Origin of the sequence: Streptomyces sp. NBC_00872 (genome assembly GCF_045161915.1) — a bacterium.
Taxonomy (GTDB): domain Bacteria; phylum Actinomycetota; class Actinomycetes; order Streptomycetales; family Streptomycetaceae; genus Streptomyces.
Genome location: NZ_CP108807.1, coordinates 68,587 through 91,005 on the forward strand (window position 1 = coordinate 68,587; position 22,419 = coordinate 91,005).

At 69.1% G+C, this 22,419-nt stretch carries 19 protein-coding genes and 1 pseudogene; 14 read left to right on the forward strand and 6 right to left on the reverse strand.

Annotation, left to right across the window (positions count from 1 at the left end):
* Positions 1-195: 195 nt before the first annotated feature.
* On the reverse strand, positions 196-693 hold the full coding sequence (locus OG214_RS38195; protein ID WP_331745995.1) for an ATP-binding protein: 498 nt from the start codon (positions 691-693) through the stop codon (positions 196-198).
* A 2,355-nt stretch (positions 694-3,048) separates the two neighbouring features.
* On the opposite strand from OG214_RS38195, the gene OG214_RS38200 reads away from it, so the two are divergent.
* The 11 genes and pseudogenes from OG214_RS38200 to OG214_RS38250 all read left to right on the forward strand — a co-directional run bounded on the left by OG214_RS38200 (position 3,049) and on the right by OG214_RS38250 (position 14,924).
* Positions 3,049-4,173, forward strand: a complete 1,125-nt coding sequence (locus OG214_RS38200; protein ID WP_331745998.1) for a bifunctional DNA primase/polymerase — start codon at positions 3,049-3,051, stop codon at positions 4,171-4,173.
* Positions 4,170-5,690 (forward strand): phage/plasmid primase, P4 family, encoded by a 1,521-nt coding sequence (locus OG214_RS38205; RefSeq protein WP_405987740.1) that lies wholly within the window; start codon positions 4,170-4,172, stop codon positions 5,688-5,690. Before OG214_RS38200 ends, OG214_RS38205 begins: the two co-directional genes overlap by 4 nt.
* Positions 5,687-6,091 (forward strand): DUF6009 family protein, encoded by a 405-nt coding sequence (locus OG214_RS38210; protein ID WP_331746004.1) that lies wholly within the window; start codon positions 5,687-5,689, stop codon positions 6,089-6,091. The genes OG214_RS38205 and OG214_RS38210 overlap by 4 nt, the downstream gene beginning before the upstream one ends.
* A gap of 738 nt (positions 6,092-6,829) precedes the next feature.
* A complete protein-coding gene (locus OG214_RS38215) occupies positions 6,830-7,390 on the forward strand; it encodes a hypothetical protein (RefSeq protein ID WP_405987741.1) in 561 nt (186 codons plus the stop codon).
* Positions 7,391-7,508: 118 nt separating this feature from the next.
* Positions 7,509-8,252, forward strand: coding sequence for an IPT/TIG domain-containing protein (locus tag OG214_RS38220; protein ID WP_331746077.1), 744 nt, complete (start codon positions 7,509-7,511; stop codon positions 8,250-8,252).
* Between the two features lie 320 nt (positions 8,253-8,572).
* Positions 8,573-9,775 (forward strand): IPT/TIG domain-containing protein, encoded by a 1,203-nt coding sequence (locus OG214_RS38225; RefSeq protein ID WP_405987742.1) that lies wholly within the window; start codon positions 8,573-8,575, stop codon positions 9,773-9,775.
* Positions 9,776-10,241: 466 nt separating this feature from the next.
* Positions 10,242-10,637 carry a DUF6221 family protein gene (locus OG214_RS38230; RefSeq protein WP_331746012.1) on the forward strand — a complete coding sequence of 132 codons (396 nt, stop codon included), beginning with the start codon at positions 10,242-10,244 and terminating at the stop codon, positions 10,635-10,637.
* A 954-nt stretch (positions 10,638-11,591) separates the two neighbouring features.
* Positions 11,592-12,056: an IPT/TIG domain-containing protein gene (locus tag OG214_RS38235; protein ID WP_331746018.1), complete on the forward strand. Its 465-nt coding sequence runs from the start codon at positions 11,592-11,594 to the stop codon at positions 12,054-12,056.
* A gap of 9 nt (positions 12,057-12,065) precedes the next feature.
* Complete coding sequence (locus OG214_RS38240; RefSeq protein ID WP_331746021.1) at positions 12,066-12,707, forward strand: IPT/TIG domain-containing protein; 642 nt, start codon at positions 12,066-12,068, stop codon at positions 12,705-12,707.
* A gap of 2 nt (positions 12,708-12,709) precedes the next feature.
* A pseudogene (locus OG214_RS38245) lies at positions 12,710-12,853 on the forward strand (transcriptional regulator); the annotation flags it as partial.
* A gap of 1,051 nt (positions 12,854-13,904) precedes the next feature.
* Positions 13,905-14,924, forward strand: coding sequence for a winged helix-turn-helix domain-containing protein (locus OG214_RS38250; protein WP_331746027.1), 1,020 nt, complete (start codon positions 13,905-13,907; stop codon positions 14,922-14,924).
* Positions 14,925-15,100: 176 nt separating this feature from the next.
* On the opposite strand, the gene OG214_RS38255 is transcribed toward OG214_RS38250, so the two are convergent.
* Positions 15,101-15,337, reverse strand: coding sequence for a hypothetical protein (locus OG214_RS38255; RefSeq protein WP_331746030.1), 237 nt, complete (start codon positions 15,335-15,337; stop codon positions 15,101-15,103).
* A 354-nt stretch (positions 15,338-15,691) separates the two neighbouring features.
* On the reverse strand, positions 15,692-15,970 hold the full coding sequence (locus tag OG214_RS38260) for a hypothetical protein (RefSeq protein ID WP_405987746.1): 279 nt from the start codon (positions 15,968-15,970) through the stop codon (positions 15,692-15,694).
* A gap of 147 nt (positions 15,971-16,117) precedes the next feature.
* Here OG214_RS38260 and tap point away from each other — a divergent pair, with 147 nt between their 5' ends.
* On the forward strand, positions 16,118-18,298 hold the full coding sequence (gene tap / locus OG214_RS38265; protein WP_331746033.1) for a telomere-associated protein Tap: 2,181 nt from the start codon (positions 16,118-16,120) through the stop codon (positions 18,296-18,298).
* Between the two features lie 3 nt (positions 18,299-18,301).
* Positions 18,302-18,859, forward strand: a complete 558-nt coding sequence (tpg, locus tag OG214_RS38270) for a telomere-protecting terminal protein Tpg (RefSeq protein ID WP_331746036.1) — start codon at positions 18,302-18,304, stop codon at positions 18,857-18,859.
* Positions 18,860-19,063: 204 nt separating this feature from the next.
* On the opposite strand, the gene OG214_RS38275 is transcribed toward tpg, so the two are convergent.
* The 3 genes from OG214_RS38275 to OG214_RS38285 all read right to left on the reverse strand — a co-directional run bounded on the left by OG214_RS38275 (position 19,064) and on the right by OG214_RS38285 (position 21,730).
* Positions 19,064-19,462, reverse strand: coding sequence for a hypothetical protein (locus tag OG214_RS38275; RefSeq protein WP_331746043.1), 399 nt, complete (start codon positions 19,460-19,462; stop codon positions 19,064-19,066).
* Positions 19,459-20,307, reverse strand: coding sequence for an IS5 family transposase (locus tag OG214_RS38280; protein WP_331746046.1), 849 nt, complete (start codon positions 20,305-20,307; stop codon positions 19,459-19,461). Before OG214_RS38280 ends, OG214_RS38275 begins: the two co-directional genes overlap by 4 nt.
* Before the next feature lie 580 nt (positions 20,308-20,887).
* The gene (locus OG214_RS38285) at positions 20,888-21,730 is read right to left on the reverse strand and encodes an IS5 family transposase (protein WP_331746049.1); all 843 of its coding nucleotides are present in this window, start codon (positions 21,728-21,730) and stop codon (positions 20,888-20,890) included.
* Positions 21,731-21,993: 263 nt separating this feature from the next.
* On the opposite strand from OG214_RS38285, the gene OG214_RS38290 reads away from it, so the two are divergent.
* Entirely contained in the window at positions 21,994-22,407 is a 414-nt protein-coding gene (locus tag OG214_RS38290) for a hypothetical protein (protein WP_405987743.1), read from the forward strand.
* The last annotated feature ends 12 nt before the right edge of the window (positions 22,408-22,419 follow it).

Below are 22,419 nucleotides of genomic sequence, written 5' to 3' on the forward strand. Positions count from 1 at the left end.
CGGGAGTGCGAACAGGGCCGGCCCGCGGAATCCCTCCCGCGGGCCGGCTCCCGCTGTGACGGGGGCGGTGGTTCGCCCCGCCCGCCCCCGGCCGGGCCCGGCGGCATCGGGCCGCCGTGTCCCCGCGTGCGGCCGGCGGACCGGGGGTGACGGGTTCCTGGATCACGGCCGGCGCGCACACCCTCTTGACGGTCCTCACCGGGGCATCGGTACCCATGCCCAGACCGTACGGCTGCCGTCGGCCTCCACCTGTGTTCCCAGCGCCTGGACGGACCTCACCACCAGCGCCAGGCCCCGACCGTACTCGGCGTACTCGGCGTGACGCGCACGAGAGACGGTCGAAGCCCTGCCTTCGTCCTGGACTTCCACGACGAGCCGTCCGCCGGCCTGCCGTAAGCGGCCGTTGATCGAGGAACTGTTCGTGTGAATGATGGCGTTGGTCATGAGTTCCGAGACCACGAGCAGGGCCGTGCGCCGAGCGTTCTCGTCCTTTATCCCCTCGGAATCCATCCACACCCTGGCCATGTCCCGGCAGACCGGCACCGCTCGCTCCAACGCCGGCACACGGAACGAGGCAGGTCGTCCCCTGGGCCAGGCACTGGTTAGATACCGGGCCGCCACGGTGTGCGGCCACTGCTCGATCTCCGAGGGGGACAGTGCGACCTGTGCCCCCGACTGTGCGGTCGGCAGCATGGCTCTTCCTCTCGTACGGGGGTCTACGCAGGTGGCGGGAAGGAAGGTGTTCGCTCCCGTGCCCGACGCGTCACAGGGCCGTCGGTCGTGGCTCTTCTCGCCACACCGGTGTACTCGCCACCCGAGGCACGTCGCGCCGGGAACCGGGCGGGGTCCGGGACGGCCACGGCGCGGGTTTCCACCGTCCGCGCCCGCAGGAACCGGCTTGCACACCACCGGTGTTGAACGTCGGCCACCGGCCTCGTCATGACCGTGTCACGCGAAAACGGCACCGGTACGGGGCCCACGGGCGGCTGCACGGCGTCAGAGGCTCGGAAAGCCGCGGCGGCCGGGGAGCGGCGCTCCCGGGCGGAGGGACCTGCGCGGCAGGAGGCGATCGGCGCACAGTGGATCACGGCATCGCAGGACACACAGGACACGGGACAGCCGTGTCCTCCTGCCTCGTGACCGACACCATGGACCACAGCGTCCTCGCGACCACACGGGCCGGACGAAGCCCGCACTCCTCAAGATCTTCCGAGAGTTCATGATGCCTCCTGGGCTCACGCCCCTGACGAGGCGCGGGGAAGACCCATTGTTCGGCCACGGCACAGAAAGACCGTCGCCGCCATCGAGATGCCGACCGCAGGGTCACTTCTCACTCTTTTAGAGTGAAGCAGAAATTAATTAGCCACGGAAGGCTTGACGGGATTTCAAGAAAATGCGAATGGCGTCGACGTAATATGTGACGATACGAGAAATTGAGTCCATTCGGAATTCGCTGGATTAATTTATCGTTTCTCCCGGACGCCGACGGGAACAGCCGGCCGCATCGCGGAAAGCGATCTTCATCACGTTTTCACGGTCGCGTCGGTGCGATGCCGCGCCGACGGCCGGAACCGGGACCGCCTCGCGGCTGAGGCGGCCCTGCCGGCGGAGGCGAGTGACGGGACGTCAGGGCCTGCGCGGACGCCGACGGGCCAGGCTGGCGGGGCAGTTACCGGTTGCTGCCGCGCCAGCCGGCACCGTTGCCGATACCGGCTGGCGGATCCAAACCCCTCCCACAGGGGTGCCCATCGCGGCAGTTCCGAGAAAAATGAGCGGCCACTCCCCCGGAGAGGATGGGCAGCCCACCGGTTTGGATACGAGTAGTTATCCACCGCGCCGCACACGACAGCAACAGATGTGGGGGCACGTCACCCGAATGGCCCAATGGCAACAATCGGACAGGCTCCGCCCGGAAATCCCGCTGCCATCTACCCGTAGGGACAGGGCCATTGCCCCTCCACTGTACGCGAGGGAACGCCTCGGGCGCTGGGTGGCGAAGGGTGGCGAAAGGTGGCGGACAACAGCCGTGGTACACGGCGCGCCACGTGGATCCGGGAGCACGAGACCGGCGGCCGGACGAAACTGACGTTACGTCAGCTACAAGTGCGGGGCGGGACCGGACGCCGGGAGCCTCCTCGGTGAACTGCCCCTGCCGCGCCGGCGCCGGGGCCCGCGCCGGTCCGGGCGTCCGCGGCCGCGGACGCGCGCACCAGCAGGGGCGCGGCGACGTCCCGGGCGGCCCGGCGCCGATGTCGCAAACCGTTCCTCCATGGCGTCGTCGCAGGTCCGCCCCCGTATTGGTGAGCCGACGGGTGGGGGAGGCGGCCGGCGCGACCACGATGAGCACATTGTCGTGATCGTTTGACGCTTCGTGACGGATGGTGCAGCCTCTGGTGCTGCGGCAGATGAAGTCATATGCCAGGAGAGGGCTTAGCCATGAAGCTGACGCGAAAACAGCGGGCTACGCCCGAAGTCTTCACGTCGGACGAGAACCCGAGGATGATCATTGATACCCAGGTGAATGCCGGGAACCGTCCTGGCAACGGCGTGGCCGACAGCGGGCCGACGGCCGTTCTCCCCTTCACGGGGCATCTGCGGTACCGTCAGCGCTGTTGTCCTCTTCGTGACCGGCCGTCGTCCGCACGACCGGTCGCCGTACCAGGACCGCCCCGTCCGCTCCAGCCGTTTTCCCCATCCCGGTCGGCCGACGGACATCCGACGGCCGGACCGGCCGTCGCCCGGACACCCGATCGGGCATCTCCTGCTCATGGACGCCGTGCCCCCCGCGGCTCCTGCCCCGGCCCGGTCGTGGAGTACGCGCTCGCGGACGCGGTGCGGCCACGTGATGAACGTCCGCACGACAGGTGGTCGGTGGTGCCGGGGCCGTGGTTCCTTCCGTGGTGCCGGCGCTGCCGACGACCGACCCCCGTCCCGGTCGATTCATCCCCGTAACGCCCGAACTGTTCCGGGGACAACATAAGCCATGCGCACAGTAGTCACCCAAGACTTTCGGAAGTTGAGTCGCTTCAGCCGCTGAAAGGATTTCACATGGCTCGTGAGCTGCGGCTCTGCGGCTGCGGCTCAGGCCCGATCGCGGCGCATCGTCCGGGGGACGCGGTTTGCGACTCCGACTGTCTGTCGATCGCTTTGTGGTGCGGCCGACAGGGCTGGCCAGTGCACCCGCTGACACCCCGTCGCAAGACCCCCGCAGCCAACTGCCGCAGATGCAGGAACCAGGAGCACGGCCACCGCGCCTGCCCGTGCATCGCGGCCGGCCGCCACTGTCACGGCTTCCACGCCGCCACCGCCGATGCCGCCCGTATCCGGGAGTGGTGGAGGGAGCAGCCGCGGTACGGGGTGGGCGTCGCCTGCGGGCCGGCCGGACTGGTCGTCATCGACGTGGATACCCACGAGACACCTCTGCCGAGGCGGGACCGGCTGCTGCCCGGCATCACGATCCCCGCGTCGGTGTCCCTGCGGGGGCTCCGGCACGGTTACCACAGTCTCGCTCTGCTGGCGGCGCTGCGGGGCGCCGACGACCCGGCCCAGGACAGGTCGACGCTCCGGGTACGGACTCCTTCCGGAGGGCTGCACATCTGGTACGCGGCCGGGCCGGGGCAGACCTGGCGGTGTTCAGCGGGGTCGAGCCCGGGCCGGGCACTGGCATGGCAGGTGGACGTACGCGCCCATGGCGGCTACATCATCGCGCCCGGAACGGAGACAGCCGCCGGAACCTACCGGGCACTCGGGTCGGCCCGGTACCCGACGCGGCTGCCGGACTGGCTCGCGGCGGAACTCGCCCGGACCGGCCACCGTCCGGTGCCGCCCGTACCGCAGACGGCGTCCGTGCCCCGGCGGGGCCGGGAAGCCGTCCTGGCCGCGGGCGGCGGGCGGGACGCGGCGGAGACGGCGCTGGCCACGGTCCTGGCACCGGTCCTCGGCTGCGCCGCGGTGGCGGAAGGGGCGGGTTTCAGCGACAAGCTGAACCGGGCCGCCTACACCGCGGGCGGTCTGGTGGCCGCCGACCGGCTGCCGGCGACGGACACGGAGGCGGCCCTCCTCGCGGCCGCGGCCCGGGTACGTCCGGGCCAGGAACGCCGTGCCGCCCAGATCATCCGGTCCGGGATGAACGCGGGACGCCTGCGGCCGCTCACGCTGGGAGACCGTACGTGAACCACGCACCTGGCCCGGAGCAGGGGTTGTTCAACCCTCAGGAGGTCGCGCAGCAGATCCTGCTCGGCTCCCCCGCCACCACCGTCCCGGCGCAGGCCACCAAGAGACCCGTGCCCGCAGGAGCGCGGGCCACCCAGGGCGGGCTGCTGCCCGACAGCCTCAGTGACCGGGGCAACGCCAAGCTGTTCGTCTCCCTGTACGGCAGGGACTTCCGTCATGTGCCGGGTCTGGGCTGGTACCGGTGGTCGGGGTACCGGTGGGAGATCGACGAGGACGACACGGTGCTGTGGGCGGCCGGTGAGATGGCGGAAGCGCTCGCGGAGGCGGACCCGCGCGGCAGACATCTCGGGGCGGAGCTGCGCCGGCACCGGCGGAGGGCTCTGTCGACGTCCGGCATGAAGGCCATACTGACCCAGGCCAAGGCCGCGCCCGGAATGGTCCTCAGCGCCTCGCTCCTGGACGCCGACCCCTACGCGTTGTGCACACCGGGGGGAGTGGTCGACCTCAACACCGGTCTGGTGACCGCCCCGGATCCGGAAAAGCACTACCACTCCCGTGTCACGAGCGTCGAGGCACGGCCGATGGGGACACCGCGCTGGCAGCGTTTCCTCACCGACACCTTCGGCGACGACGCCGAGGGCCGTCAGATGATCGGCTTCCTCCACGAACTGCTGGGCTACTCGATCACCGGGGACGTCGGTGCGCAGATCATGCCGTTCCTGTACGGCCAGGGGAAGAACGGCAAGAGTGTTCTGCTGGACGTCATGGTCAAGCTGCTCGGTGACTACGCGGACGCGGCCCCGCCCGGGTTCCTGATGGCCCGTCCCTTCGAGGGACATCCCACCGACCTCGCCGAGCTGCACGGCCGGCGCATCATCGTCTGCTCCGAGCTCAAGCCCGGCGACCGCTTCGACGAGTCCCGGGTCAAGCTGCTGACCGGCGGAGACCGGATCAAGGCCCGCAGGATGCGGCAGGACTTCTTCAGCTTCAAGCCCACCCACAAACTGTGGCTGCTCGGCAACCACCGCCCCGAGGTCGGCACCGGCGGCTACGCGTTCTGGCGCCGCATAAAGCTGATCCCCTTCGAGCGGATCGTCGCGGACAACCGGAAGGTCGACAACCTCGCCGACGTTCTGGTCAGCGAGGAGGGGCCCGGCATCCTGCAGTGGCTCGTGGTCGGCGCCCGCCGCTATCTCAACGGCCCCCGTGACCTGACCGGCCCCCAGCAGGTCCGCACCGCGACCAACGCCTACGCGGAGACCGAGGACCACACCGGCCGGTTCCTCGGTGAGTGCTGCACACTGGACCGTTCCCTGCGCGCGGAACAGGCCCAGCTCTACAACCGGTACAGAGCCTGGTGCCAGCTCGAAGGGGCCACCCCGGTCTCCTCACGGGCGTTCGCCGCACGGGTCCGCGAGACCGTCGGTATCGCCACGCCCAGAGAGATGATCCTGTCCAACCAGCGCAAGTTCTATCCCGGTATCGGGCTGAACCCTGACAGGGGAGAGAACCCTTGAGCGTCCTCATCGAGCCCGGACAACTCGCCCATGAGACCGACCTCGTCTGGCTCGAGGGCACCGAGGCGCTCGACTATGTCCGCCAGAGCCTCGACCGGCTCCCCAACCGCCGTGGGAAGCCGGCCTACCACCGCGACGGCCGTATGGTCGGCTACGCGCTGCTCGGCCCCGACGCCCGCTCCTCACGGGCCTCCGGCACCTTCCTGCGCCGCGTCTTCTGGCTCCTGCCACATGACCGCGACGGCCGGCCCGAAGGCCTCTACGCGTCCGGCGCACCATGCGAAGCCGTCGACCCGCGCACCATCGCCCCGCGCGTCAAGGGCTACAAGACCCAGCGCTCCGAGGGCGGGCCTCCCTCCGATGCCATGCGGGAACTCGGCATGACCCTTCCCAAAGCCTGATCACAGCCCTTTCCGGAGCGCAGCGACCGAAGCCCGCCCGTGGCGCAGCGACCGAGTCGCTGCCCCTGATGTACCGGGAAACCGCAGTTCAGAGCGGTGATCCGGCGGAGTGAAGCTACTGAAGCGACCGAAGCTCCGGACTATGAGAGGCATCCCGCGTGTGCGTGTGCGTGTCATAGACAGGGGACTTCAGTCGCTTCAGTCGCTGACAGATCCTTCAATCGCCTCTGATCTGCGCTTCTTGCCCACAGGCGGAAGAGCGACCGAGACCGGCCGAGTCGCTTCGCCCTCCCGTTGTCGCGCGGAGCGCCGACGGGGCCGGACGGCGCCCGGGAAGAGAGGCGGCCGTGCCCATGACGTGCCGCCGCGCTCCGAGTACCCCGCGGCCGTCAGCCGCCGCGCCGGTGAGCCTTACGGAAACGGAAGGGGAGTACGCGGGGTGGTACGTGACGAGCAACGGCTCTTCACACGCTCTTCCATTCGGGTGACTTCGTGTCAGGGCTATTGCTGACCAGTTCACTCCGGTGGACTACTGGTCGCTCCAACCGGTGGGCCGCCCATCTTCTCCGGGGGAGTGGCAGTGGCCTGCCCGTTGCCCCGTCCGGGTGTCCAGCCCGGTGCCGGTGCGGCTGTAGTGCCGAGGTGTGCTCCCTCGACGGAGAACGTGGACCGGCCCGTCAATGTTGCGCGTAACACTGACGGATGTGGTGGCCCGCGCAACCTCACGTGAGGGGCGTCATGCCAGCTGTCCGTGCTCTCCGGTCCGTGCTCGTCATCGCCTCCCTGGCCGCTGCCCTGGCCACGGGGCTGGCCGTGGTCCTTGCCACGGCACACACCGGGATCCCGGTGCCGTGCGACAAGCGCTCTCTCGTGTCCGCGATCGCGGCGGACACGAAGGGGGCGGACGCGCCGACACGGGCGCCGTTCGGTATGTGCACGCTCACCGGCGCTCACGGCAGCGCTCCGGACAGCCCGGCGGAGCTTTCTCCCCTCACCAGTCCCATCACCAGGGCGGGACCGTGGACCGCCCTCACCCGTGCCCCGTCCGCCCCGGCGTTCCGCGTTGCCGTGTCACTCGTGGCCGGCCCGGTCACGGCCGATCCGGCCATCAGCGGCATCCACCCCGGCGGCGGCTCCGCGTCACCGCCCGCCGGCAGTGCCACCGGCGACACCGTCACCGGTTCCGGCGGTGGCGTCCGCGAGAACCCGGGAGCGGAGCCTCTGCCGGCGAGCCATGCCCGCGGCAACGCACCGGACGACTGTGCCCCGCCCGGGAGTCCGCCGAAGCGTGCGGGCTGACACCCCGTCGGGACAGGGCACCGCCTCCCCCTCGCGAACGGCAGCCCGTTCCGCCGCGTTTCCCCTCACCCGCTCGCCCTTTCCTCACCCACCCAAGTCAATGAAGGAGACCCTCCTCATGCCTATCTCCCCCAACCAGGGATCCACCGGGGGCGGGACCACCGTCACCATCACCGGTACCAACCTGACCGGTGCCACGGCCGTGCGCTTCGGCACCAAGCTCGCCACCATCACGGCCAATACGCCCACCTCGGTCACCGTCACCTCCCCCTCCGGGGCGGGCACCGTTCCCGTGACGGTCACGACCCCCGGCGGAACGAGCAACCCGCTTTCGTTCTTCTACGTCGGCGCGCCGTTCAAGTCCTCTCTGAGCCCGGTCTCCGGCGTCACGGCGGGCGGCGACATCGTCACCATCAACGGCACCGGCCTGTCCACCGCCACCCTGGTGAGCTTCGGCGCCGTCACAGCAGTCCCGACCGTGGTCAGCGACAGCCAGCTGACCGTCACCGTGCCGGCGGGGGTGGCGGCCGGACCGGTCGGCGTCAGCGTCACCACCGCGGGCGGCACCAACAACGGCCTGTCGTACACCTATGTCGACGCTCCCACCACCGACACCCTGGTTCCCGCCTCCGGCCCGACGTCCGGCGGAACCGCGGTGACCATCCCCGGCACCGGCCTCACCACCACGCAGTCGGTGACCTTCGGTGGCGTGCCGGCACCGTTCAGCGTCATCAACGACAGCACCGTCTCGGCGGTCACGCCGCCGGGAGCCGCCGGAGCCGTGGACGTCGTCGTCACCACCTCCGGCGGGGCTTCCACCGAGGTCGGCGGCTTCACCTACACCGCCGGCCCCGGTATCTGACCCGGCACACCGACCGCCCGCCCGGGTCTGCGTCCTCCCGCGCCCGGGCGGGCCCCCGGCCGGGTCCTGTCCGGCCCGTCCCCGTCAGGCCTGCGGGCGGACGGCACTCTCGGCGGACAGGACCCGGCACCCCTGACACCGGCGGGCCCGGCTCTTGCGCCGGGCCGGCCGGGTACCGCCCCCCAGCTAAGGAGCCCGCCCTGAACGACTTCGCCGACCCGCGACCCGGTTCCGCCGAACGGCCGATGGCCGCGGCCGTGCCCACGGTCAGTGCACTCTCCCCGGCCTCGGGTCCCACCACAGGTGGTACCAGCGTCGCCGTGACCGGCACCGGCTTCACCGGGGCCACCGCCGTGCGCTTCGGCGCCGTGGCGGCCACCACTTTCAGCGTCGTCTCCGACACCTTGATCAGCGCGGTCACCCCGGCCGGGACCGGTTCCGTGCGGGTCACGGTCACCAGACCGGGTGGCACCAGCTCACAGCTCGTCATGTACACCTACGTCACCGCGTCCGTCCCGGTGCTCGCCTCGGTGGTTCCCGCGTCAGGGCCGACGGCCGGCGGGACCGCGGTCACCCTCACCGGGACGGGTCTGTCCGGTGCGACGACGGTGCGGTTCGGTACGACCGCGACGGCGTTCACGGTGGTCTCGGGTACGCAGATCACCGCGGTCGCTCCGCCGGGAACCGGAACCGTACAGGTCACCGTCACCGGACCCGGCGGAACCAGCAACGCGCTCCCCTACACCTACACCGTGATCCCCGCGCCCCCTGTGGTGAGCGCTGTGAGTCCCGGCCAGGGGCCGATCTCCGGGGGCAACACCGTGACCCTGACCGGCGTCAACCTCGCCGGAGCCACCGCCGTCACCTTCGGTGCCACGGCGGCGATCAGCTTCACGGTGCTCTCACCCACCCAGATCACCGCGGTCGTTCCGCCGGGGGTGGCCGGGCCGGTCGGTGTCACCGTCACCACGGCCGGGGGCACCAGCGCACCGGGGACCGTCTACTTCTATGTCACCACGCCGGCTCTCACCGGAGCCGACCCGGGCTCGGGCCCGGTCCAGGGCGGCAACAGCGTCACCCTGACGGGCAGCGGTCTCGCCGGAACCACCGCGGTCACCTTCGGCGCGGCGCCCGCCGCGTTCACCGTCATCTCCGACACCGAGCTCACCGCGGTCGCCCCGGCCTCGGCCCCGGGCTCCGTGCAGATCACGGTCACCACCGTCGGCGGGACCAGCAACGGGGTCTTCTACGTCTACTTCACAGCACCCGTCCTCAGCTCTCTCACCCCGGACTTGGGCCCGGTCCAGGGCGGCAACAGCGTCACCCTGACGGGCAGCGGTCTCGCCGGAACCACCGCGGTCACCTTCGGCGCGGCGCCCGCCGCGTTCACCGTCATCTCCGACACCCAACTCGCCGCCCAGGCTCCGCCCGGATCCGCCGGGCCGGTCGGTGTCACCGTCACCACTCCCGGCGGTACGAGTCCGGCGCTGGTTTATACCCGGATCCCTCCGCCCGACATCTGATGCCGCCATGCCCCGACGCGACGGGCGGGCGGACAGGCGCGGTCCGGGCACCTCGTGTGCCCCGCCCGTCCCGGTCACCCGTCCGCGCCTTGCCGCGCGGTGTTCACCATCCTCGTGGGGGTGGGGCCTCTCGGGGTGGCCGCCGGGACTCCGTCTCCGCGTCGGCAACAGCGGCTCGGGAACGGTCAGTGTGCTGGACACCGGAGCGCTGACCGGCCGGGGTGTCGGCCGGGACAGCACCCTCCTGTGCCCGACGGACGCGGGTGCGAACGCCATCAGTACCGCGCGGAAGCACGTCTCACACCTCTCGCCGTGCTCGTCGGGGGAGGCGCGGCCCCCTCGGGCTCGCTGTGAGCCCCGGCGGTGTGCGTGCCATGCCGCGGACCAGGCCTTCGAACAGCCTGGGTGTGTTCGGCACGGACGAATGGCGTACACCAGCCCGCGACGGTAAAGGACCGGAGCCCGTATGACGGACAACGCCTGCCTGGTCGCTTTCGTCCGCGCACGCCTCGACGAGGAAGAACGGATCGCGCGGGAAGCCGGCGGAGACACCTGGCGGTGTCCGCCCGAGCCGCCGGGCGAGGTCCACGATCGCGCCGGCGGCATCTCGTTCAGCGTACGGACGAGCGGCTACGACCAGCACATCGCCCGCCAGGACCCGTCCCGTACGCTCCGCCGCATCGAGATGAGCAGAGTCCTCCTCGACGAGTACGCGGATGTGGCCGGTATGGACACCGACCGGCCGGCACACGACTTCCCGTCCGGCCATGCCGTCGGACTCGGTTTCGCCGTCCGGCAGATCGCCGCGGAACACGCTCGCCATCCCGACTACCGGGCGAAGTGGCTGCCCCGGTTCGTCTAGTGCTGTGACCGGAAAGGTTCACCGGCTCGCGACGCCCGGCACGGCACCTCGCCGCGTTGTCGGAGTCGCGCGAGTACGTCCAGTACGAGCGCGATCCTCCGCCTTGCGATGCTCCCCCGTGGCCTCAACGGCACGGGAGGTACCCCCTCCCCCGGACGCCGCGAGCCCCCGGCGAACCTTCCCGGCCACAGCGCTAGGGCCTCTCGTCTGGATCTTGCCGGGCTCGCGTGCCCTGGCACCGCGCCTCGCCGCGTTGTCGTCGGTCGCCTACGCTCGCGTGGGCTCCCTTCGCGCAAGTCGCTGGAGGACGGCGGGAACGAGCCCGGGGGGCCCGCTTCCATGACGGCGGGTACGGGACGCGCCGCCACGACAGCAACGCCACGTCCCGGCCGAACATGCCCCGCCGACGCTCCACCGGGCGGTCTCCGGCCACGGCCTGAGGGCCACCCGCGCGCTCGTGAGCCCTGACGGCCGATCCGTACACTCCGGCGCGTCTGTCTCCCCTCCGGGAGGGCACTCATATTTTCAACTTCACTCCCATGCGCACCAATTGCGACCTTTCACATGTGGAACAGTGTCGGTTCACTTGAACCAGGCAAGAACCAGAAGGCTCCGGTCACTGCCCGGCCGGCACGCCTCCCCGGATCTCCATGCCACCCCGAAGCACGTTCCCGGCGCTCGCCTTTGGCGTGAAGAGCGCGAAGGTCCGTGGGCGGCGCAGCCCGGTACGCCTGACCGGCATCGACGCAATCCAGGTCAGTGAAGTCGGCAGCGCCCAGCGCGGTTTCCGTGACCGGTGACACACGCCAGACGCCTGTGCATCCGCACGGCGCCGTACTCCCCACCAGCGGCGCTCGGAACAGACAGGTTTCCGCCCCCACCCCGGTGCCCACCCGCGGTAAGTCCCGCCCCCGCCCAACAGCGGGCGGCAGGCATCGTCCAGGAGGCACCATCATGGCCATTTCCGTTTCCCCCGATCACGGGTCCACCGCCGGTGGCACCGCGGTCACCGTCACCGGTCCGGGCCTCGCCGGAACCTTCGCGGTGAGGTTCGGCACCGAGTCGGCCACCGACATCGTCCAGGTGTCGCCGACCCAGGTCACCGCGAAGTCCCCTGCCGGCAGCGGAGTGGTAGGGGTGACAGTCACCACTCCCGGCGGCACCAGCGCTCCGGTCCCCTTCTACTACGTAGGCCCACCGGTGCTGACGCACCTGAGCAGTACCTCCGGTCCTCTGGCCGGCGGCAACACCGTCAACGGCACCGCACTGAGCACGGCCACCGGTGTGACCTTCGGTCCCAGCGCCGCCACTCCCACGGTCCTCTCCGACAGCCAGTTGACTGTGATCGTGCCGCCCGGAAACGCAGCCGGTCCGGTTGTCGTGCGGGTCACCACAGCGGGGGCCCGAGCAACGGCCTGACCTACACGTATGTGGGCGTGCCCCACGGTCACGGCTCTCGCGCCCCCATCGGGCCCGGTTTCCGGCGGCACCGTCTTCACGATCACGGGAACACACCTGGCCTCCGCCGGCGTCACCTTCAACGGCGTCGCGGCGACGGGGATCGCGGTGAACGCCGCCGGAACCGTCCTGACCGGGGTGACACCCGCGGGTGCGGCCGGGAACGTCCCCGTCGTGGTCACCACCACCGGAGGCACCGCGACCGTCCCCGGCGGATTCACCTACACCCTCCAGACCCTCCCCGCCGTCTACGTCGCCAACCTGACCTCAGGCACCGTCTCGGTCATCAACAGGGCCAGTAACAGGGTCATCGCCACCGTCACCGTGGAGAAGAACCCCACCGGCGTCGCGGTCTCCCCGCAGGGCAACCGCGCCTACGTCGCCAACCAGGGCGCGAACACCGTCTCGGTGATCGACACGGCCACCAACACGGTCACCGCCACCATCACCGTCAACACCAATCCACGAGGCGTGGCGGTCAGCCCGGACGGAGCCAACGTCTACGTCTCGAACCTGTCTCCCAGTACCGTCTCCGTGATCAGCACGGCCACCAACGCGGTCACCGGCACCATCACCACCGAGACCAACCCTCGTGGCGTGGCCACCCTCTGACGAGCCGGCCACAGGCGTCCAAGCACCTGCGGATGCTCCGCGAGGTCGGGCCGGCGCGGGTCCGCGGGGCGGGCAAGCAGCGGCTGTACGGCCTGGACGCCCGCGGGCTGCGGCCGGTCCACGAGTGGGTGGGCGGCTTCGAGAAAAGCGGCTGATCCGCCGCTGGGCCGACGTACCGGCAACGACACCTCCGAGACTTGACACCTTTCACTTCGCGCGCCGCGGCCCAACGGGTGTGTCTGGACGCGGCCGGCGCGTTCGGACTATTCCCGAAGGGCACGTCACCGATCGACGTTGGTGGCCTATACCAGCCAGGATCTCCAGGAACACCAGGTGGACGGCTTCCTCGGCTGCCTCCCGGTTGCCGAGGCGCAACTCTCCGGCAAGCCGCAGGTTGCACGCGGCGTGTGTAGGGGCCTCGCGAAGGGTGTCGTCCGCTCCGACCGTCGGCGCCCCGGAACCGGTCAGGGTGTGATTCCCGGACATGCGTGCCGTCGGCCTGTTCACAGGGACAGGAGGACCAGCAGTGCGAGTATACCGCCCACGCACAGTAATTTTTCCGAATGGTCCTTCCTGCCGAGAGCAACGAGAAATAGTCCGATCGCCATGATCGGTCCGTAGCGCCACTGCAGGTACTGTTCCAGCAGAGAGATGAGGACGTGCCCCCACATTACTGCACTCTTCCTTTCAATGTGACTGACGAATTCTGATGTACTTTCCCCGGATCGTCATGTGGTCTGGCAGTGGAGAATTTTGTACGGGTGTGTAGGTTTGCAGACGGGGTTCATCAAGGCCGTGTACGTAGCGGGGCGTGTGAGGCCCTGCAGTCTCGGCGCCCGGCGCATGGACGTTGCCTGCGACCCCACTCCGCAGGCAGTTGACCGGGTGGAGCTCTCGTAGATGGTGTAGTCAGAGTCCCTGGTCGATAATGGGGACGGCGAAACCACTTCCGTCCCCGTCACCATGGGCACGGCGGCTGCGGCCGCTACTCCGCTTGCGTGTTTGGTCAATCCCCGCATAGCAGCCCGGGCTTCCCCTTCGGTTTTGAATAGAACCGGACTGTTTGAATTACCCAGCGCGTGGTCTGGATGCCGTTTCCCAGGTTCCACCACCTGGTCTCTGGACTCGACCTGATTCGGTCTGGACCGAACAACGACATTCCGGGAAGATCGCGGCACTGTTACAGGAGGGGGGATCATGGTCTTCCGCATTCACTTCACCACCCAGGACCTGACGCGGACCCGCGTTGCCGAGACGCCCAGACCACTGCAGGAATTGACAACTGCGATGGTGACGCTGCAGGGGCGGACCCATCCCGTGCTGCTGGACGCGTGGCGACGGGGGGCCCTTCCAAAGCTGTCTGACCAAGCACGGATGGCCCTGGCTCTCGTCCCGTTACTCGGGTCGTCACCCAACTTTCTCTCGCCCGTCGAGGCTGGAACGCCGGAGGAAGTGCTGGAACAGGTACGCGCGACACCACGCCGGCAGATTCACGCGGACATGGCAGAAATCGCAGAGCTTCAGCCTCTCCCCACGTGGGCTCGTGGCCTGGCAGATGACGCGGATCTCCGCGCGGGGCTCTACGACGGGCTCAGCCAGTTACACACGCATTTGCTGGCCCCCTACTGGACTCAGATCACCGATCACTTCGCAGCTGACCGGCCCGTGCGCATGCGGCACCTGCTCAGCGGCGGCGTGGAGCGCTTGCTGGCCCAGGCGAATCCGCAGTGGATGCGCTGGAACCCGCCGGTACTCGAAATCCGGACAGTCATAAAGGAAGCCAGCCGCGACCTGCACCTGGATGGCCGGGGTCTGTTGCTGGTTCCCTCAGTATTTCTCACACGCTCCGCCAGCGTTTGGAGTCACGAAACGGCGCAGCCCGTCGTCACCTACCCCGTCAGCCACGACGACCCCCTGCATCGATTAACCTTCCTCACCCCCGAACCAGCCGCGTCGAAGACCGCAACCGCCGTGGCGGCATTGCTGGGCCATACCCGGGCAGCCGTGCTGGACGCCCTAGCCGAACATCCCGGTTGCACCACCAAAGAGCTCGCCGCCCTTGTTGGTATCTCACCGGCCAGCGCCAGTGAACACGCCACGGTCCTGCGCGAAGCCGGGCTGATCCGCACCGTCCGGCACCGCAACACCGCGCTGCACAGCCCCACCGGACTCGGCATCGCTCTCCTGAACACACCACGCCGCCCACCCCGGCCATGACGACATCGACAGGCGGCACCCTGTGCGGCCTCGCGCGCCCTCACAGCGGTCTGCGCAACGTAGACGTCAACCAGGTTCAGATAGCTGACGGAGATGTGGTATAAGACTGCGAGGCGTGTGGACTGAGTCCGGCAGGTACAACACGTTGGTCTGTGCGGTGAAGGCGCCGCCCTCGATCAGCGTGCGGAGTGCCAGCCCGGCTCAGGACGTACCCGCTGCAGCCTGCGAATGGAGTCAGGGATGAGCTCCAGGCCGCCAGCGCCCAGTCCCTGCCCGTGCAGGTGGCTCAGTCCCAGGTCGACGTTGAGCACTTGGCGCAGTTCGTCCACGTCGCGGATTTGCCCCGCCCCGTACAGGCACCGGAAAGTTTGATGGCCCTGCTTGTCGTGGCCCAGGAAATCCGCCAGCTCCACGGCCGCAGAACCGAGGTAGGCACAGTTCCCTCATCCGGGCTGACCGTCCGATGCTCGTTTCCTTCCTGTGTGCTGTTCCTGGCCAACCAGCCTGTCGGGAAGTAGTCGGCGTCCTGCGGTGCTTCTGAAACAGGTGCTGAACTGGCCTTTTAACACCCTCGGATGGCACTCCCGGTGCGACCGGAGACGCGACCAGGAGCGCGCCCAGGGCGCGACCTCGTTCGGGCCCTGGGCGCGCTCGTCGTCGTTGGTGGGTGCCGGGTGCCAGCTCGCAGGGTGCGGGGTTGCAGACGTCGCAGGGCACGGCGCGCTTGTGCGTGACGAGGGACGCTGCCTCGGTGGCGGTTGTGGGGGTCAGGCCTCCGGAGGCGACCCAGCAGCCGGCCTGATGGAGTACGCGGGTGTGGGGGGCGCCTGGAGCACCCACCCCGGCCCGGTCGGACTGCCGCCCCGCACAGTGGGGACGCCGTCGTTATCCTCGCCCGCGATGGGGCGGACAGTGTCCACGGGCAGCTCGACCGAGACGTCGTACCACCATCCGTCGGCGTCCCGCCGGCGGCCGTGCAGGCGCCCCTCGGTAATGCGGCCTCCGGGAAGCATGACCGTCACGCGCAGCCCCAGACTCTCGTTCACGCGTTCGATTTTAGCCCCGTTGACGGAAGGGGGCATCGAATGGATCCCGCTTCGCGCCACACGCGCCCCATGTGGCGCGATCCGTGAGCGATTAGCAGCGCGATTCGATGTGCGTTTGGGGTAGGGTGTGTCGCGGAGGTGACCTCTGTGTCCACTGAGAACGAGCTGTTCAGTGCGGTCGATGCGCTTCTGGAGCAGGTTACGCAGGATGATCTGCCGGATCCTGCCGAGCGCAGGCGGTTGCGGGAGGCGGCGGGGCTGAGTCAGGCCCAGATCGCCAAGGCGCTGGAGGCCCGCCGGGAGGCTGTGGGGAACTGGGAGACCGGGCGGACCGAGCCGAGGCCGCCGAAGCGTGCCGCCTACGCCCGGCTGCTCGAGGGGCTTGCCGCGCGTTTTCCCGCCCCTGCCGCCGAGGTGTACACGCCGCCACCGATCCCGTCCTTCGCGGAAGTCCTGGCCCAGGAAGAGGCGGCGAGGGCGAGTTCGACCCCGGCGGCCTACGTTCCGCCCCCGCAGTACCCGCCGGCTCCGCCCCGATCGGCGAGCAGCACCAGGCCGTCGGCGTCGTCGCGGCGCCCGGGTGTGAAGAAGGCCACGGCCAAGCCCGTTCCGGCCGTCACGCCCGCTGTCGACCCGCGTTTCGAGAACGGCCCGCTCGCGGTCGTCGACTGCGAGGACGGTGTCGTCTCCGCGTACTGCGTTGGCGGCCTGGTACTGGACGTGCCCGCCAAGTCGGTCCCGGCTTTGGTGGAGTGGACGCTGAAGGAGGCGCGGCTCGGGCAGCCGAGGCTGCACCGTAACGGCAAGGACGCCGACCCGATCGTGGTCCTGATGCCGTCCGCGCTGGAGCGCTACGGACTGCCCGCCGCCCTGTCGGAGGAGGAGCGGCGGGCCGGTCGGCTCCCTGCCGGGCACAAGGTCCTCAAGCAACTGGAGCGCGCCGAATGGCAGTTGACCAAGCGGGGCTTCGGCCCGTGGGCGAGGATCTACCGCCCGGCCGAAGGGGCGAAGCGTAACTGCGTCCAGCTGTGTATCCCCGCCTGGAACGCCCTGGACGTCCGCGAGTGGGATGACCGCGACGCGCCGCGGTTGCCCTCGATGGGCGCGGCCGACCTGGCGCGGTTCCTGGGCACGTTCGCATCGCGGGTGATGACGCCGCGCGGCACCACGGCCGTCACGGGCTTGGAGCTGATGGTGGCGCTGCACCCGCCGACCATGGCGGTGCGGGACGAGGAGAGCGGCGGGTGGAAGCCGGGTGGCGGCCCGGCTCCGGGCGCGCTGACCGCCGTGTACGAGCACGTTCCGTGCGAGGTCCCCGACGGGCACCCCGTGCTGAAGGGCAAGTTCGCGCGGCACCACCAGCGCACTCCGGCTGAGATGCTGATGGAGGAGTCCTTCGACTGGTGCCGGCCGCTGACGGACGCGGAGTGCATGAAGAGTCACGTCGTCGGCATCGACGTCAACATGGCGTTCGCCGCCGCGGCGAACCGCCTCACCGTCGGTCTCGGCGGACCGACCCGCGTCACGAACCCCTTGTTCGACCCGAAGCTGCCCGGGTCCTGGCTGGTCGATCTCTCCCATATCGAGCTGGACGAGCGGCTCCCCAGCCCGTTCACAGCGAAGGGCACCCGCCCGGAAGGCCCGGCCTGGTACGCCACGCCGACTGTGGCGTACGCGGCGGAGCTCGGCTACCAGGTGCGACCGACCGAGGCGTACGTCCGTTACGAGCACGGCAGCTACCTCGATGCCTGGTATCAGCGGCTGCGGGACGCCTACATGGCCACGATGGCCGACCTCGGGGTCGTCTCCGGGATGGAGGAGCGGGCGTTCCTGGAGGCGATGGCCGTGCACAAGCAGACCGACCCGGAGATGGCACTCGTGCTGAAGGCGATCAAGGCCACGGCGAAGGGCGGCATCGGCAAACTGCGCGAGCGCCCGCGAACCACACCGTTGTTCGAGCCGTGGCCGGCCTTGGAACGCAAGGAGTGGCGCCCCGATATCCGGGCCGCCGTGCTGGCGACCAGCCGGATCAACATGCACCGCAAGATGATGAAGGTCGCGGCCGCCACCGGCCTGTACCCGGTCGCGATCGGCACGGACTGCGTCGTCTACCCGTCCGACGGACCGTCCCCGCTGGACTTCCTGCCGCGCACCGGGGACGGCAAGCCGCTCCCCGGTGGCTTCCGGCTCGGGGTGTCGCCCGGGATGGTCAAGCACGAGGGCACCCAGACCACGCTGTGGGCCGAAGAGCAGCACGAGAAGCACGGCCTGGTGAACATCGCCCGCCTCATCAAGGACGGCGGCCGCGCCGCCGACGACGGGGAGTAGACCATGGTGGACCAGCTCGGGGACAGCCTCGACCGCGCAGTGGAGCAGGCGTTCACCCGCCCGATCCCCAAGTCCGCGCAGGCGCAGATGAAGTACCTGGTCAAGCAGCTCAAGGGCACGAAGGCCGCCGCCCAGGCACTCGGAGTGTCCCAGCGGACCGTGGAACGGTATGTGGCCGGCAAGCTCAAGCGGCCCCGCAAGGACCTCGCCGGGCGCATAGAGCGGGAGGTGAGGAAGCGCTGGCAGCCGCAGCTCCGGGCGAGGGCGAAGAAGAAGGCCGCCTCCACCGACGGCATCGTCGTCTCCACCCGGGCCCGCTTCGGCTTCACCGCCGCACCGGGCACCACCGACGACGCCCGGGTCCGCCACATCACCCAGGCGCTCTCTCCGCGCTGGGCGGAGCGGTTGTTTGACGCCCGCGACCAGGGCGCCACCGAACGACAGCTCCTGAACATCGCCGCGCAGGGCCTGGGCGAGATGTACTTCCGCGACAACGGACGCCGCGCCCATGACCTGCAGGTGGAGTTCACCGACGTCGAAGAGATCGACATCTCGCTCTAACAAGGCCCGTCTCCAGCGGAACGCCCTGTCCACGGCAGCTGCCGTGGACAGGGCGTTCCGCGCTCTACGAGAAGGCCACTCCTGGAACGCCAGGCCGCCCGTAGTTGAGGCTGCGGCCCGACGCCGCTCTAAGTGGGCGGTTCGTAAGGTGATGTCCTTTTCTGGCTGAGGTGGGAGCAAGGACGCTGGTGGAGGTTCGGTCGGCTATTGCTTTCGAGCGAAGTTGCCGGTGTCGGCCTCGGTGAGGATGCCGAGTTTGACCAGGCGTTTCAGTTTGGCGCGGGTGCCTTCGACGTTCTTCGGCAGCAGTTCGTGGCCGAGGGCTTCGCAGACGTCCTTGGCCCGTAGCGGCCCGGTCGTGTGGTTGAAGGCGGCAAGGATGCGGGGGTAGTCCGGATGCTCGGGCAGGTCCGGCGCGACGGCCGGGAGCCGGTCGGCAAGGCTGGTGACGGTCTTGCGGGTGATCGCGAGGTGCTCCAGGTGCATCTCGGCCTCCCGCAACCGGGTCTGCAGGCCGTCGATCTGCGCACGAAGGTCGTCGGCCAGGGCCCGGGCGGCGTCTTCCTGCAGGTCCAGGGCATCGAGCAGGGGCCGGAGGTTCACGCCGCCACCGCCGCCGTCTCGCGCCAGGTGGGGGCGTTCGCGCCGGTGAGGCGCCGGGTCATGACGTGGGTCATCGCCCAGTAGACGCGGGAGACGGAGGAGGACGGGCGGTGCTCGTAGTCGCGGACCAGGCGCCGGTGCAGTATCAGGATCCCGTAGGTCTGCTCGACCCTCCACCGCTTCGGCTGCGGCACGAACCCCTTGACCTGCGGGTTGCGTTGGACGATCTCGACGTCGATCCCCAGGCCGGCGCCGTGCGCGACGACCTGGTTCTTGAAGCCCTGGTCGACCAGGGCTTTGCGGACACTTCCGCCGGCGTGCTCGGCGACCTGGTCCAGCAGGAGATTTCCCGCGGCGTTGTCGTGGGTGTTCGCAGCGAGGACGACGACCGCGATGACCAGGCCGAGGACGTCCACGGCAAGGCCCCGCTTGCGGCCGGGCACCCGCTTGGCCGGATCATGGCCACTCGTGGAGACGGGGACCCCGGCGGCCACATGGACACTCTGGGTGTCCAGCACCACCAAGGTCGGGTCCTCTAATCGTCGGGCGCGTTCGCGGACCTGGCAGCGCAGGAGTTCATGGATGACCTGGTCGGTCCCGTCGTCCCGCCAGGCGGCGAAGTAGTAGTACGTCGCGCTCTTCTGCGGCAGGTCGTGCGGGAGATAGGCCCACTGGCAGCCGGTCCGCCCCTGGTAGAGGATCGCGTTCACGATCTCCCGCATGTCGTACGCGCCCTGGTGGCCGCTGACCGAGCGGTGCCGGCCCTTCCACGCGGTGATCACCGGCTCGATCAACGACCACTGCTCGTCCGATAAGTCACTCGGATACGGCTTGCGTTCACTCACCCGAACACATCACCAGATCAACAACCGCGGACCGGCAGATTCCGCCCCGCTGCCACACCATCAGGCGACAGCAGAACCACTCAAAGACTCACGAACCGCCCACTAAAAGAGCGTTTTGTCCCGGCAAGGCTGTTTGATAGTTCGGGCGGCCAGGCGGCTTCAGGTGATCGTGCTTGTGTGACGATCGGGTCGCGTGGGTCCGTAGGGTCTGTGATTGCGTGCGGGATCGCCCGTAGGGGCAAGGAGGGATGCCGGGAATGGGCAGTGGGGGGAACAGCTCGACTGCTGATCAGCAATGGTGGTGAGGCAGCACTGGAGCTGACCGTGGAGCCCTGGGCGGAGACGCACCAGATTCTCCCGAAGGAGACATGGGTCGTTGTCACCCACTCGCCTGCAGCGGATGGTTCATGGTCCGGGACTCTGCGTGGGGACGAACCTTTCCGGGTCGATCATCGGCCCGAATCGGTCACGGTGTGGGTCAATGGCAACTGCTTCCACCTCAGCAACGCGGAGGGGAGCGCAATCGACTCGGCCGACTGGCAGTGCCCTGCTCAGGGCCCCGCCTCCTGACTTGGTGTGCTCAGGTGTCGCGCCAGTTCGGGGTCGATTCGCGGGTGAGCCGTCGGCTTATTAGGTCGACCATGGCCACCTTGATCATGGCTTCGGAGCGGTGCGGGTGGGTCTCGTAGTCGCGGGCGAGGCGACGGTGGTGCATGAGCCAGCCGAAGGTTCGCTCGATGACCCAGCGTCGCGGAATCACCTTGAAACCCTTCTGGGCAGGGTCGCGGCGGGTGACCTCGACGTCGATCCCGAGGCGGGCGCCGTGGTCGATGACCCTGGTGCGGTAGCCGGTGTCGGCCCAGGCCTTGGTGATGCGGGGGTGGGCGGCGGCGATATTCGAGAGCACGTGGATGCCGCCGGCGTTGTCGGAGACGCTGGCGGCTGTGACCAGCACGGCCAGCAGGAGGCCGAGTGTGTCGACGCCGATGTGACGTTTGCGGCCTGCGATCTTCTTGCCCGCGTCGATGCCCTGGCCGGCCGCGGGCACGTTGGCTGAGGTCTTGATGCTCTGGGCATCGACGATGCAGGCGCTGGGCTCGGCGTCGCGGCCTTCTGCCTCCCGAACCAGCCGTCGCAGGAGTCCGTTGAGCTGGTCGAAGACGCCGTCCTTCTGCCAGGCGGCGAAGTATCCGTAGACGGTTTCCCACGGGGCGAAGTCGTGCGGCAGATACCTCCACGGGATCCCGGTCCGGTCGACGTAGAGGATCGCTTCCATGATCCGGCGCAGGTCATGCTCGGGCGGCCGGCCGATGTCCAGGCCCTTCCCTCTCCGTTCGGTCCGCCAGGCTGTCAGAGTCGGTTCCAGCAGTCCCCAACGGGCATCGGACAGGTCACTCGGATACGGCCGCTGTCTGCGAGGCATGTTTCTGTAGTAGCGGTGCCCGCCGTCCCGTCACAGGGCGCAAACAGGTTTGACCGGGGGCGTGTTGGGATCAGACAGGAGCGAAGGTACGGAAGCGGACCATCGAAGGGCTCCAACCACCCCACCTGCCACACCAGACGCCCACTACCTCAGCCGAACCCAAGCTGTCCGCTTCCTGAATCGCAATAAAGCACCCCTGTCGGGACAAAACGCTCTTTAAAAGAGCGTTTCGTCCTGGCAGGGGTGTTTGATAACGCAGCAACGTGGACGATGACGTGGTGTTGGTCCAGGTAGAAGCGGCGCCCCGGACGTCGACAGGTTCGGTGAGAGTGTGTGTTCGTTCCGACGTAGGCACCGCGGTGGTGCTCTGGGCCGGTGCTTCAGAAGAAGCGGGCGGCGAGCATCATGTCGAGTGGAGCATTGACGAGGACGTGTCCTGGGGAAGCAGCATGTGGCCAGCCGCGGTGCCCTCTTTCGGCCTCTGGGAGGACGGCGGACGGCTGGTGTTTCGGGGCCGTCTGAGCTTCACGGACGACGGCGGAGCTAGGTTGGAGTTCGCTGGCGCGCTGATTTTGCTGAGCCTCGCCACGCCAGGCCCGCCGGAGGTGGTCAGCGGCATATGGGTCGAGGTCCAGGTGCTGCGAAGCAGTGTGAGCCTGTACCCCTACCTGCTCTGACTGCTGCGAGTC